At 63.1% G+C, this 12,676-nt stretch carries 10 protein-coding genes; 4 read left to right on the top strand and 6 right to left on the bottom strand.

The features are described from left to right. Positions 1-168: 168 nt before the first annotated feature. The 3 genes from GQB00_RS13365 to gspD all read left to right on the top strand — a co-directional run bounded on the left by GQB00_RS13365 (position 169) and on the right by gspD (position 3,862). Positions 169-963: a type II secretion system protein N gene (locus GQB00_RS13365; protein WP_165856707.1), complete on the top strand. Its 795-nt coding sequence runs from the start codon at positions 169-171 to the stop codon at positions 961-963. 9 nt (positions 964-972) lie between these two features. After that, positions 973-1,818 carry a type II secretion system protein N gene (locus tag GQB00_RS13360; protein ID WP_165856706.1) on the top strand — a complete coding sequence of 282 codons (846 nt, stop codon included), beginning with the start codon at positions 973-975 and terminating at the stop codon, positions 1,816-1,818. Between the two features lie 88 nt (positions 1,819-1,906). Then, positions 1,907-3,862, top strand: a complete 1,956-nt coding sequence (gene gspD / locus GQB00_RS13355; RefSeq protein WP_111497762.1) for a type II secretion system secretin GspD — start codon at positions 1,907-1,909, stop codon at positions 3,860-3,862. Positions 3,863-3,887: 25 nt separating this feature from the next. Here gspD and GQB00_RS13350 read toward each other — a convergent pair whose 3' ends face one another. The 6 genes from GQB00_RS13350 to purE all read right to left on the bottom strand — a co-directional run bounded on the left by GQB00_RS13350 (position 3,888) and on the right by purE (position 11,497). Beyond that, positions 3,888-5,858: a M48 family metallopeptidase gene (locus GQB00_RS13350; RefSeq protein ID WP_165856705.1), complete on the bottom strand. Its 1,971-nt coding sequence runs from the start codon at positions 5,856-5,858 to the stop codon at positions 3,888-3,890. A gap of 18 nt (positions 5,859-5,876) precedes the next feature. Then, positions 5,877-6,464, bottom strand: coding sequence for a LemA family protein (locus GQB00_RS13345; RefSeq protein ID WP_165856704.1), 588 nt, complete (start codon positions 6,462-6,464; stop codon positions 5,877-5,879). Positions 6,465-6,479: 15 nt separating this feature from the next. Next, positions 6,480-8,546 (bottom strand): putative bifunctional diguanylate cyclase/phosphodiesterase, encoded by a 2,067-nt coding sequence (locus tag GQB00_RS13340; protein WP_165856703.1) that lies wholly within the window; start codon positions 8,544-8,546, stop codon positions 6,480-6,482. A gap of 399 nt (positions 8,547-8,945) precedes the next feature. After that, positions 8,946-9,530, bottom strand: a complete 585-nt coding sequence (locus GQB00_RS13335; RefSeq protein ID WP_165856702.1) for a superoxide dismutase — start codon at positions 9,528-9,530, stop codon at positions 8,946-8,948. A gap of 283 nt (positions 9,531-9,813) precedes the next feature. Next, on the bottom strand, positions 9,814-10,929 hold the full coding sequence (locus GQB00_RS13330; protein ID WP_165856701.1) for a 5-(carboxyamino)imidazole ribonucleotide synthase: 1,116 nt from the start codon (positions 10,927-10,929) through the stop codon (positions 9,814-9,816). A gap of 76 nt (positions 10,930-11,005) precedes the next feature. Next, entirely contained in the window at positions 11,006-11,497 is a 492-nt protein-coding gene (purE, locus tag GQB00_RS13325; protein WP_111497756.1) for a 5-(carboxyamino)imidazole ribonucleotide mutase, read from the bottom strand. 208 nt (positions 11,498-11,705) lie between these two features. On the opposite strand from purE, the gene GQB00_RS13320 reads away from it, so the two are divergent. Next, complete coding sequence (locus GQB00_RS13320) at positions 11,706-12,605, top strand: hypothetical protein (RefSeq protein WP_165856700.1); 900 nt, start codon at positions 11,706-11,708, stop codon at positions 12,603-12,605. Positions 12,606-12,676: the final 71 nt, after the last annotated feature.

Genomic DNA, 12,676 nt, shown 5'->3' with positions numbered 1-12,676 from the left:
CAGGCGCTTTGCTGACCGCCGGTCCGGCCTGCTGGCGTCGATTGCCGGAATTGCATCGTCGTCCTGACTCATGGACGGGGTTATTGCGTGCGTCATGCACTTATATCAGGGGTCTGATAGACTCCAGAGCACTTGCGTGAGGACGCGTTGACTGATTGTACGAACCCTATGGCCGCACATCCCGAATCCCGATTTCTCCGCCCCGGCAAGGTGATTGCCCTGCTTGTGCTGGCGTTGCTGGTCTACGCCGTGGCCCTGGTGGTGTGGGTGCCGGCCGGCTGGGCCTGGCATATGGGGCGGGGCGCGATTGAACTGCCGCCGGGCGTCCAGGTGGAGCGGGTCTCCGGCCAGCTCTGGAACGGGGCGATCCAGGGGCAGGTCATGGGGCATTCGGTCCAGGCCGGTTGGCAGCTCGAAGGTCTGTTTGCCGACGGTGGCTTCCTGCCCCTGTCCTGGCAACTACAGACGCCGGCCTCCCGTCTGGAAGGGGCGCTTCTGGTGACCGGCCGGAAGTCGGGGAAAGTGTCGGCGCGAGGCCGTATCAATGTGGCGGAATTCAGCCGGGAAATCCGGCGCAGCGGCGGGGCCATGATCGACGGTGACATCTCCGTCGATCGTCTGAACGCGGCCCTGAAAGATGGGCGACTGACCGAGCTCGCCGGTCTGGCGACCTGGCCCGGCGGTGAGGTGTCATGGCCGCAAGGCGGTGGTCGTCAGTCGGCAACGCTGCCGCCGATGCAGGCCCGGCTGGTTCGGGACCCGGGGGCGGGGCAGGTGGATCTGCTGATTTCCAGCGCAAGCAGTCCGGACCCGGTGATCGCCGCCACGCTCCAGCCCGACGGCATGATGCGCATTGAGCTGTTCAAGCGCATGCTGGATATGGTGAACCAGCCCTGGTCGGGCAGCGCGTCGCCCGGGGACGTGGTGTTCAGTGTCCGTCAGCGCGTGCTGCCGGCAGGGTAGGGCTGATTCATGGCATCCATTCAGGGTATTGCATCGTTCAATGGGCTGCCGCGCTGGCTGGCCAATCTGCTGTTGATCGGCCTGGTCGTCTACGCCGCGTGGTTTGCCGGCCGTCTGACCTGGCTGGCGGTCTGGTCCGATCCGCTGGCGCCGGGGCTTCGTGCGACGGCGTCCGCGATGGCCAGTGCCGCGCCCGGCTCGCGTACGCCGCTGGCCGCCTATGATCTTTTCGGGCGGCCGGAGACCGGCACCCCGGTTGCTGCGGTGGTCAAGCGCAGCGCTCCGGAGACGAACCTGCGAATGACGCTGGAAGGCGTCGTGGTAGCAACGCGTGGCGCCGACTCCGGTGCTATAGTTGCAGGAACTGACGGTACAACGGCGTACTATCACGTCGGTGACATCATGCCCGGCGACATCGAGCTGGTGGAGGTGGAATCCCACAGGATCCTGATCCGTCGTAACGGGCAGGTCGAGTCGCTGGCCTTTGAAGAGGACGGGACAGGCGGTATGGTGTCGCAGTCCACCGAAGCCGACTACGAGTCGCCGGAAGCGTTCGTTGACGATGCGCGGGAGCAGCTGGCCCGTGACGGCGATCAGGCGCTGGCGCGTTACGGTCTGCAGCCAGTGACGTCCGGTGCCGCCCAAGGGTACGTGTACGACGGCTCCAATCCCATGTTGTCGGCCCTGAACCTGCAGTCCGGCGACGTGATCACGGCGATCAATGGCCAGCCGTTAGGCGACATTGAGCAGGACCGGGCCCTGCTGGACGGCGGCTGGCGTGAGCAGGAGCAGATCCAGGTGGAGGTCATGCGCGACGGCACGAGCTTCACCGTGAATTATGCGCTGCCGCAATAATGACATCCGGCGCCGGTATAAAACGATTATAAGAAAGGGCGAACATGACGCTCGCCACAGATTCTCAGTTACAGGAAAACAGCACCGCATGACACATCTGAAGACGCCACTGATCCGGGTTCTGGTTCTGGTCCTGCTGCTGCCGCTCAGCGCGGCGGTACACAGCCAGGAAGGCACCTGGAAGCTTAACCTCAAGGACGCCGATATCCGCGCTTTCGTGACCCAGATCGCGGACATCACCGGTTACAGCTTCGTGGTGGACCCCCGGGTCAAGGGCAAGGTGACGGTGTTGTCCTCCGCGCCGATGAACAAGGCCGAGATCTACGACCTGTTCCTGGCGGTGCTCCAGGTCCACGGGTTCACCGCCATCCCGGGTGAGGAGGTCATCAAGATCGTCCAGCAGGTGGACGCCAAGCAGTCGGCCGAATCCCTCAAACGCTTCGAATCCCTACCCTCCGAGCAGCTGATCACCAAGGTTATCCAGGTCAACAATGCCAACGCTCTCGAACTGGTGCCGATTCTGCGCCCGCTGGTAGCCAAGTACGGTCACCTGGCCGGTGTTGCGGCGGCCAACGCCCTGATCGTCAGTGATCACAGCGCCAACGTTGATCGCATTGAAGGCATCGTCAAGGAGTTGGACAGTCCATCCAAGTACGAAGTGGAAGTGATCCAGCTGGAGGAAGCCTGGGTGGGCGACATGGTGCGCCTGCTGCAGGAACTGGCACCGTCTGAGCTGGGCCAGAATGCCAACGAATCCGCCAACAAGTACAGCGTCACCGCCGACGAGCGCAGCAACCGGCTGATCCTGCGCGGTGATGAGAACTTCCGTGAGAAAATGCGCGAGCTGATCCGCAAGCTGGATCAGCCTTCGGCCTCGGGCGGCACCACCAAGGTGATCCGTCTCAAGCATGCGGACGCCGAGTCCCTGGCCGAGCTGCTCAAGGGCGTCATGGGAGAGGTTGCCAAGGAAACTCAGCAGGGCCAGTCGTCCAGCGGCGGTGGTTCGGGTAACACCTCCGGCTTTGCCATCTTCGCTGACGAGGGTCTGAACGCCATCGTGGTGCGCGGTGAGCCGTCGATCATGCAGGAAGTGGATGCCGTGGTGGACGCGCTCGACGTACGCCGGGCCCAGGTCATGATCGAAGCGGCCATCGTCGAAATCAGCGACGAGGTAGGCAAGGACGTTGGGGTTCAGTTTGGTGCCGGCAGTGAGGATACCGGGGTGCTGGGCACCAACTTCGGCAATGTCGGCCTGAGCCTGGGAGAGGTCATCAGCTCCGTGGTATCGGACGAGTTCGTGGCACCCTCAACCGGAGGCGCGTCGATCGGGTTTGGCGACCAGAGCGACGGCGGCTTCACCTGGGGCGTGCTGATCCAGGCGCTGTCCAACTCCACGGCCGCCAACCTGCTGTCGACACCGAGCATCATCACCCTGGACAACCAGGAATCGGAAATCGTGGTGGGCCAGAACGTACCGTTCGTCACCGGGTCGACCACCACCACCAGCGACGGGGTGTCGAACCCGTACCAGACCATTGAGCGGCGCGACGTCGGCCTGACCCTGAAGGTGACGCCGACCATCAGCGAGGACGATTCGGTCAAGCTGATTGTCGAGCAGACTACCGAAAACATTGCGGACAGCGTGGAGTCCGCCTCCGACCTGGTGACCAACAAACGCCAGATCAAGACCACCGTGCTGGCGGACGATGGCGAGACCATCGTCCTGGGTGGGTTGATCCGGGAAGACTACAGCGTCTCACGCAGCAAGGTTCCGCTGCTGGGCGATATTCCCTACCTGGGCGCCCTGTTCTCGTCCGAGTCGGAAACCAAGATCAAGCGCAACCTGCTGGTGTTCCTGCGGCCCAAGATCCTGCTGGAAAAGGCCGACACTGTGGCTGTGACCGACGACAAGTACCAGGGACTGTGGAACCTGCACCTGGGGATGCGCGAGAAAGGGACCGCCGAAGACATCGGCCCTCGTGAACGGCCGCCCATCGACGGCCTGTTTGAACGTAACCGGCTGCGTCCGCCCGAGCAGGACTGAGGGGCGACCCGCCGCTGAGCCGGTATCAGCCTGCCTGGCTGACCGGCAGCGGTGGCATGGGGCAGTCGAGCTGATCGGCGACCAGTCGCAGGATTTCATACTCCCGAACCACCACCTGACCATCCCGCAGGATGCAGTGCCCGCAGGCATCGATGATCGCCGGTTTGAGCATCGGCGACAGGCCCCGCAGTTGATTCAGCGCCTCCAGCAGTTCCCGCGAGCTGACCTTCTGTCGCAGCGGCCCCAGACTCACCGAGTGACTCTCGAAGCCGGCGATAGCCTCCTGGTAGCAGGCTTCTGCCTCCTCCGCAGTCTCGGTGGCTGAGCGGGCTGCCAGGCTCAGCAGTGTGCCCAGACTCGCTGATACATCCGCGAAGCGGCGGTAGCGCACCCGGTCCGGGCGGCGGCCGGCGGGGGTCAGGTGACGCCGGATAAAGCTGAGTAGCGCAAACTCGAACAAGGTCACCCGGCCATCGGCCCGGGCCAGACGTCCCATCACCGCTTCCAGCGTTTCCCGTTCCTGCGGATCGAGCTTGCGCAGAGCCGGCATTGCCAGCTCCAGGGCAGGCAGTCGGATGGCGTCGCCCAGTGCCTCCAGGGTGGGATAGAAACGGGCCATCATATCCTGGTCGAGCGCCAGGGCCGCCTGCTCCGGTGAGTGTTGCAGCGCAGCGGTCCGCTCGGCGTCCGACATGTCGTGGAAGATCAGGCTGTAGCAGTACTGGATCGCCCCGGTGCGGGTGTAGAGCAGGGTGCGGACGTTGTCTGGCAGCTGTGTCAGCAGACGCTGGGCGTAGGCTTCGTTGGCCGGAGTCACCGCGCCAGCGCTTTCCGACAGGCGCGTGCCGGAGGCGAGAGGTGAGGTGCGGGCGCCGATCACTGGCTCGGTCAGGGCGCTCAGACCCGCCTGGAGACTGGCTCCGCCTGTTGCCGTCGAGGATACGCCCGGCGATGGCTGCGTGGGTTTGATGTCGTCGCGGCGGCGGTTGCGAAAGCGTGCCAGCAGTGCCGGATCGATGGCGTTGATGCGTTCCTCCAGCGGCGGGTGGGACGCCAGCCAGCCTGCGAAGCGCATGCGCACGGTTTCGCTGAAGCACATGTGGTTCACGTCGCTGGCGTGGCTGGTGGTCTGGAAATAGCCGCTGGTCTGGCCGATGCGGTACAGCGCGCTGGCGATGCCTTCCGGGTTGCGGGTGAACTGCACCGAAGAGGCGTCGGCCAGCATTTCCCGCTGGCGCGAGATGGCCGACTGGATCAGGCGCCCGAAAAACAGGCCGATGTACCCCACCAGTATCAGCGCTAGGCCGATGGCGATCATGGCACCACGTCCCTTGTCGTCCCGGGAACTGGTGTAGCTGCGCCGGCCGGCACTGCCCAGCAGGAACTGGCCAATTTGCCCGATCATCAGGATGCCGGCGAGCAGCGCGATCAGCCGCACGTTGATGCGCATGTCCGAGTTGAGGATATGGCTAAACTCGTGGGCGACGACACCCTGGAGCTCGTCTCGCGAGAGTTGGGTGAGGGTGCCGTGGGTTACCACCATGACGGCCTCGCTGGCGCTGTAACCGGCGACAAAGGCGTTGATGGCGGTTTCGTTGTCCATCACGTACAGGTCCGGCACGGGCACGCCACTGGCGATGGCCATTTCTTCCACCACGTTGCGCAAACGCCGCTCGTCCGGATCCTGGCTGGACGGGTCCAGTTGGCGCGCCCCCACCATGCGGGCCACGCGATCGCCGCCGCCGGCGAGGTCGATCCAGCGGAACAGCGAGCCGAAGCCGACGACGGCCACCACGGCGATGGACGTATAGATGCCCTGCTTGGAAATCAGCCAGGCGCCGAAATGCGGCACCGGTTCGATATCGCGGGTTGCCAGATAACCAATCAGGTCCACCACCAGGGTGATCAGGACCACGGCAACGGTGAACAGGAGGACCAGCAGCGACGTGTTACGGCGGGCGCGCTCCTGCCGTTCAAAGAATCCCAGTTTCTGCATGCTCGATCAGACCTTTGGTCAGAAGCTGACTTTCGGCGCCTGACGGGCTTCCGGATTCTCCAGTTGCAGCTGCTCGCTGGGCTTGAAGGCAAAAAAGCCCGCGATCACGTTGTTGGGGAATTTCTCGCGGTAGGTGTTGTACGCCATGACCTCGTCGTTATAGGCCTGACGGGCGAAGGCGACGCGGTTCTCGGTGCTGGAGAGCTCTTCCATCATCTGCTGGACCGTCTCGTTAGCCTTCAGCTCAGGATAGTTCTCGGCCACGGCGTAGAAGTTGGCCAGGGCACGGGACAGCATGTTCTCGGCGGACGACAGTTTCTGGATGCGCTGGCCGTCGGCCGGGTCGCCGGCGGCGTCTTTCTGGGCCGACACCGCCTGGTTGCGGGCTTCCATGACTTCGGTGAGGGTGTTGCGCTCATGAGCCATATACGCCTTGGTGGATTCCACCAGGTTGGGAATCAGGTCGTGGCGGCGCTGGAGCTGGACGTCGATCTGCGAGAAGCCGTTCTTGAAGCGGTTGCGCAGGGACACCAGCCGGTTGTAGATGGCGATAACAAAGATGACTACGGCGGCAATGACCGCCAAGCCGATGAGCGTCGTCGTCATGGAAATTCCTTGCTGTCAGTTTTCGGTTGAGTTGGCTGTGATTTTACGGTGAAACGAGGTGATGAAACTGGCGAAGTCGTCGGGTTTCAGAGGTTTGCTGAAATAGTAGCCCTGGGCGAGGTGGCAGCCGCGGTTGTGCAGGTAGAACTCCTGTTCCTCGGTTTCCACGCCTTCGGCGATGACGTCCAGGTTGAGGCTCTTGCCGAGGTCGATGATGGTATTGGCGATCCGGGTGTCTTCTTCGTTGACCAGCAAGTCGCAGACGAATTGCTTGTCGATCTTGAGATGCTGGACCGGCAGGCGCTTGAGGTAGGTCAGTGACGAGTAACCGGTGCCGAAGTCGTCCACGGCAATGTTGATGCCCTCGTTGCGCAGGCGCACCAGTTTTTCGATGGCGCTGTCCAGGTCCTCCATGAAGCCGGTTTCGGTCACTTCCAGCTCCAGCCGGCCCGGCGGGATGGCGTGCCGGCGCAGGGTGGTGAGCACCGAGTCCACCAGGTCGTCCTGGCGCAGCTGTACCGCCGACAGGTTGACCGCGATGCGGATCGGCATCCCCTGGCTGGCCCAGCGGGCGGCCTGGGCACAGGCTTCGTCCAGCACCCACTGGCCGATGTCGACGATGGAGCCGCTCAGTTCCGCCAGGGGAATGAACTGGTCGGGTGGAATCGGGCCGTGCTCGGGATGGTCCCAGCGCAGCAACGCCTCGGCGCCGATGATGCGCCGGCTGTCGAGATTGATCTGGGGCTGGTAGACGAGGTGGAACTCACCCTCGGCCAGGGCGCGATACAGGTCCCGTTCCAACTGCTTGCGGTCGCGGATCTTCTGGTCGACGCTGGCGACGTAGAACTGGAACTGGTTGCTGCCGTTGGTTTTGGCCAGGGTCATGGTTTGCTCGGCCCGTTGCAGCAACTGCTCGCTGTGGTCGGCGTCGTCGGGGTACAGGGCGATGCCGATAGTAGCGGTCACCGCGATGTCCCGACCGGCAAGGCGCACCGGGCGGGCCACCTGACGCTGCAGCCACTCCGAGGTGGCGGCGCACTGGTAGCCATCCTTGAGGTGCTGCTCGACCACGACGAACTGGTCGCCCCCCAGGCGTGCCGCGACCAGCGGGCCATTGGGGCCGTCGCCGCTGAGCCGGTCAGCTATCGTCTGCAGCAGTTGGTCGCCCATGTGGTAGCCGTTCTGCTCGTTGATGCTCTTGAAGTCGTCGACGCCGAAGCAGAACGTGGCCAGGGTATCGCCGCTGCGTCGGTGCTCTTCCAGGGCAGTGCCCAGCATGGCCAGTAGCAGCTCCCGGTTAGGGAGGCCGGTCAGTTTGTCGTAGCGGGACAGCCGGTTTACCCGGGCTTCCGCCTCGGCCTGCTTCTCCTGGTTCTCGGTGATGGTCACCAGCAGGTTGTTGGTGGCGTTCACCCACAGCCCCAGTTCGTCGTTGCGGTGACCGTGGGGCATCTCCAGCAGGGTGTCTCCGGGATGCTCCGGGTCCACCCGTGAAATGGAGTTGATGATCCGGAACAGGGGGCGGGTCAGCAGGATGTGGAAGACGAAGAACAGCACCAGACCCAGCACGATGGCCCGGGCAATGCCGGAAAGGAAGGTGAGGGTGGCCCGCTCAAGCCAGGAGGCGGCGCTGTAGACGGTATCCACGCTGACTTCCAGATAACCGTACACCACCGGTGATTCGGTGCCCCGGGTCAGCTCGACGCGGTAGTGCCGTTCCGGTCCGAAGATGGGATCGGTAAGCGATCGATAGTCGGCCGGCAGGAGGATGCGGCTGTTCTGGGCCAGGATTTCGCCGTCGGGGTGTGTGATGCTGGCGGAACGGATGGCGGGCTGTTCGAAGAGACCGTCGACCACCTGCTGGGCCAGGTCCTCATCGATGCTGTAAACCGCCTGACTGGCGGCATCGCGGATCAGTGACAGGGTCTGGTTGGCCTGCCGGTCCAGGTCATCGGACACACGGTTGGCGTCGACAATGATCTGCGCGGTGCTCAGGACGATGCCGCTGAGCAGCGCGACCAGCAGAACCCAGCGGAGAATGCGATAGCCGAGGCGGTGTTCTATCTGAAACTTTTTGGTCATTATCCAGCGCTTAATGGTGTATCGGGCTGTTCCTTGCGGTCCCTACGTCAATGCCCACCGTTGGACGCTCTTTATGCAGGAAGCGACAAGCGCCGTATGGCCATCGCAACGCCGATGGCGCCAGGCGCGTCCGACTGTTTGGGGCGGGCGGATCCGTGGCGGAAACAGCCATTCCCTGCAACGCTCGGGGCAGGCTTGGGTCCCCGTTATTGAAAGGGCTGGATCGACGCTCCATTCCCGGCGATTACCAATCTGTAACCTGTTAAATAGCTGTATAAGCGGCCAAAGTCCAGTGTTGGCCGGTAAAGGTTTGCAACAAAAAACGCCCGCTCCAGGGGAGCGGGCGTTCTTGTGTGTCAACAGGCCGGTCCCGCAGGACCGGCTTGAGACAGGGTCCGGTTAGCCGGCCAGGTTTTCGTTGACGAAATCCCAGTTGACCAGGTTCCAGAACGCTTCCAGGTAGTTCGGGCGGGAGTTGCGGTAGTCGATGTAGTACGCGTGCTCCCAGACGTCGACCGTCAGCACCGGCTTGTCGTCACCGGCCACCGGAGTGTCGGCGTCGTCGGTGTTGACGATAGCAACGCTGCCGTCAGCCTTCTTGACCAGCCAGGTCCAGCCGGAGCCGAAGTTGCCGGCGGCTTTTTCGTTGAATTCCTTCTTGAACGCGTCGAAGGAACCGAAAGCCTTGCTGATGGCTTCGGCTGCGGCGCCTGTCGGCTCACCACCGCCGTTCGGGCTCAGGCAGTTCCAGTAAAACGTGTGGTTCCAGACCTGGGCGGCGTTGTTGAACAGGCCACCCGGACCGGCGCTCTTGATGATCTCTTCCAGAGACTTGTCCGCGTTCTCGGTGCCTTCAACCATCCCGTTCAGCTTGGTGACGTAGGTCTGGTGGTGCTTACCGTAATGGTATTCCAGGGTTTCCTGAGAGATGTGCGGCTCAAGTGCGTTCTTTTCATACGGCAGTGCCGGAAGTTCAAATGCCATGAATAGGTCTCCCTCGTTTCTCTCAACAGTTATTTCACGATTTATTTCGAACGCAACGCGCGATACAGCCTGCGGCGTTGGCGTTCCGGTCGTTTCGTGGTTTGCAGAGCTTAACACCCTGGATGGGGCGAATCCACGTCCTAACATATTGGGGTCACGCGACTTTTTTCAAGGGGGCGATGTGCATGCCCGGGGCAGGGGGGGATGATCGGGAGCAAGGTGGTGGTGGCGAAGGTCACGCCGGCCGGGTTGCGGATGCGCCCCGGCCGGGTGATCGGATGTCTCAGGAGCGGGTCAGTGAACAGTCCAGCTCTGGCGTGCCGGGCAGGAAAGTGGCGCAGTTGCGGGCGCGCCAGACCAGTTCCTCGTAGCTGTCGGCCAACACGTTGACGTGGCCCAGTTTGCGGCCGGGGCGTTCCTGCTTGTTATACAGGTGCAGGTGAGTGTAGGGCAGCTTGAGGATATCGGCGATCGAACCGTGCTCGCCGATGATGTTGACCATGCAGCTGACACCGCGGGGGCTGGTGTCGCCGAGGGGCAGTCCGGAAACGGCGCGGATATGGTTCTCGAACTGGCTGGTGAAGGCGCCTTCCATGGTCCAGTGGCCGGAGTTGTGGACGCGTGGCGCCATCTCGTTGGCCACCAGGCCATCGGCGGTTTCGAACAGTTCCAGGGCCAGCACGCCGACGTAGTCCAGCTCGTTGAGCAGCGTGCGGATGTAGCGTTCGGCGTCTTCCCGGATGTCGGGGTTCAGGCGCGGTGCCGGGGCGATGGAATAGCGGAGAATGCCCTCGCTATGGACGTTTTCCGCCATGGGGTAGAACGCCAGTTCACCGTCGATGCCGCGTGCGGCAATGATGGACACCTCACGCTGGAAATCGACGAACTTCTCGACGATCAGCCGTTCGTGGCCGATGCTTTCCCAGGCTGCGGCGGCCTCGTCCGGGCTGCGCAGGACCGCCTGGCCCTTGCCGTCATAACCTTCGGTGTTGGACTTGGCGACCACCGGGCAGCCCAGTTCCTCGGCCGCTTTCTTCAGGGTCCCGGCGCTGTCGGCGATGCGCCATTCCGGAGTCGGGATGCCCAGGCTGCCGAACAGGGTCTTTTCCGCTTCCCGGTTCTGGCACACCTGAAGGGCGCGCGGTGACGGGTATACCGGCTTCTCCCGGGCGATGCTTTCGGCGACCTCCACCGGCAGATGCTCGAACTCGTACGTTACCCGGTCGACGCGGGACAGGAAGTCCTTGAGGTATTCATGATTGCGGTCGATGATGACCTCGCCAAGACCGGCACTGGGACTGCCGGACAGGTCGTAGAAGACAAACTCTTTGGCCAGGGGGTAACCGGAAAGGGCGAGCATGCGCCCGAGTTGTCCGGCGCCAAGTACACCAATACGCATGTGTTACTCCGGTAATGGTCGAGCCGGGACGGGCAGGCCGTCCCGGCTTCGGGTTGAATCGCTGCGCCGGGCCGTATTACTCGGCCCGGGGGTCCGGGTTGTCCAGTACAGCCTGGGTCTGGGTGCTCCGGAATTGTTCCACTGCATCGCGGATATCCGCATTATTGAGCCCCAGGATCTGGGCGGCAAGCAGGCCGGCATTGGTCGCGCCCGCCTTGCCGATGGCCAGGGTGCCGACAGCCACGCCGCCGGGCATCTGCGCGATGGACAGCAGGGAATCCAGACCGTTGAGCGCCTTGGACTGGACGGGGACGCCCAGTACCGGTAATGGCGTCTGGGAGGCGACCATGCCCGGCAGGTGCGCGGCGCCACCAGCGCCGGCAATGATTACCTGAATGCCGCGTTCAGCGGCGGTGCGGGCGTAGTCGAACAGCAGGTCCGGAGTGCGGTGGGCGGAAACCACCTTTGCTTCGTAGGTGACGCCAAGCTTCTCAAGCATGTTGGCGGCATGCTCCATGGTCGGCCAGTCCGACTTGGAGCCCATGATAAGACCAACTTGCGGCTGCATAAGCAAGGTCCCGGTGTGTTAAAAAGAAGCGATGCATTGTATGCACTGCCTACAGGCCTTGCAAATCGACGCAGGGCCCGGAACTTTGGCGCTCGGCGCGCTGAATCGATAAGATCACGACCAGATTGCAAGATGGTTAACGGATGCCTGGCAGCCTGGTTAGCCAGTGACAAGAATCTGTTTACAAGACAGTCAATTGGGGACACGTATGGAACCAATACGTCCTGAACGGGATGAAGTACGGGCGGGCAAGCCGCAGAAGCAGGAGCGAAAGGAAAAGAAGACGCCCTCGTCGAATTCGACGCCCGAGATAGCCGTTACGCGCGCTAATGGCAAAGGCGGCATGGCGCCGCTGCTGCTGATTCTTCTGATCCTGGCGATCGCCGCCGGTGGTTGGGGCTGGTACAGCCAGAAACAGCAGATCGACCAGCTTTCCGAACGCCTGCAGGAGGCCGATTATTGGGCGCGGCAGAGCAAGCTGGCGCTGGCGCGCTTCGAAGGGCAGCTCAGTGAGACCGGCGAGAATCTGGAGCAGAAGGACTCCACGCTGGACGATCTGCGCAAGGAGGTGAAAACCGCCAACAGCGAGATCCGCAAACTGTGGGCGGTGGCCAACGAGCGTAACAAGGAAGCGATCAACGCCAACAAGGCGGCGCTGGCCTATCTGGAGGAAACCACCAGCAATCTGAAAAATGACCTGGGTGAGCAGGTGAAGTCGATGCAGGGGAACGTCGACGAACTGGCGTCCACCGCCGAGGCGCGCGCCGAAACGGTGGCCGGCCTGCAATCCCGGCTGGATGACCTGCAACCGCGCCTGACCGAGGTTGAGAAAACCGCCGAAGGCATGAGCGACACGGTGACCCGGCGCCTGGAACGCTTCGGCCGCGAGCAGGACCTGGCCCGGCAGGAGTTGGTGGCCCGCGTCGATAGCCTGGAGAACGGCAGCGGCAATATGGACTCGCTGGAGAATCAGTTGTCGGCCACCCAACAGCGCCTGTCCGAGATCGAGAACGCCATCGATGCGATCGACGCGGCCAGGGCGCAACTCAACTCGCGTCTGATCCGCTTGGATGAGGCGGTCACCAGTCTGCGTCGCCAGGGCGGCTGATGCGGCAGGGCGTTATTGGTCCAATGTAACTTTTTGTAGTCATCCCTTGCGCCAGGTCTCGGTTTGCCGGG

The organism is Marinobacter sp. JSM 1782161 (assembly GCF_011421605.1).
In the GTDB taxonomy this organism is placed as follows: Bacteria; Pseudomonadota; Gammaproteobacteria; order Pseudomonadales; family Oleiphilaceae; genus Marinobacter_A; species Marinobacter_A bohaiensis.
The sequence above is the reverse complement of the archived record's forward strand: the minus strand, read 5'-3'. Positions and strand labels throughout refer to the sequence as shown.

Coding starts and splice junctions, on each gene's coding strand:
- gspD (WP_111497762.1), top strand. CDS start 1,907: ATGACACATCTGAAGACGCCACTGATCCGGGTTCTGGTTCTGGTCCTG.
- GQB00_RS13350 (WP_165856705.1), bottom strand. CDS start 5,858: ATGCAGAAACTGGGATTCTTTGAACGGCAGGAGCGCGCCCGCCGTAAC.
- GQB00_RS13360 (WP_165856706.1), top strand. CDS start 973: ATGGCATCCATTCAGGGTATTGCATCGTTCAATGGGCTGCCGCGCTGG.
- purE (WP_111497756.1), bottom strand. CDS start 11,497: ATGCAGCCGCAAGTTGGTCTTATCATGGGCTCCAAGTCGGACTGGCCG.
- GQB00_RS13345 (WP_165856704.1), bottom strand. CDS start 6,464: ATGACGACGACGCTCATCGGCTTGGCGGTCATTGCCGCCGTAGTCATC.
- GQB00_RS13330 (WP_165856701.1), bottom strand. CDS start 10,929: ATGCGTATTGGTGTACTTGGCGCCGGACAACTCGGGCGCATGCTCGCC.
- GQB00_RS13340 (WP_165856703.1), bottom strand. CDS start 8,546: ATGACCAAAAAGTTTCAGATAGAACACCGCCTCGGCTATCGCATTCTC.
- GQB00_RS13365 (WP_165856707.1), top strand. CDS start 169: ATGGCCGCACATCCCGAATCCCGATTTCTCCGCCCCGGCAAGGTGATT.
- GQB00_RS13320 (WP_165856700.1), top strand. CDS start 11,706: ATGGAACCAATACGTCCTGAACGGGATGAAGTACGGGCGGGCAAGCCG.
- GQB00_RS13335 (WP_165856702.1), bottom strand. CDS start 9,530: ATGGCATTTGAACTTCCGGCACTGCCGTATGAAAAGAACGCACTTGAG.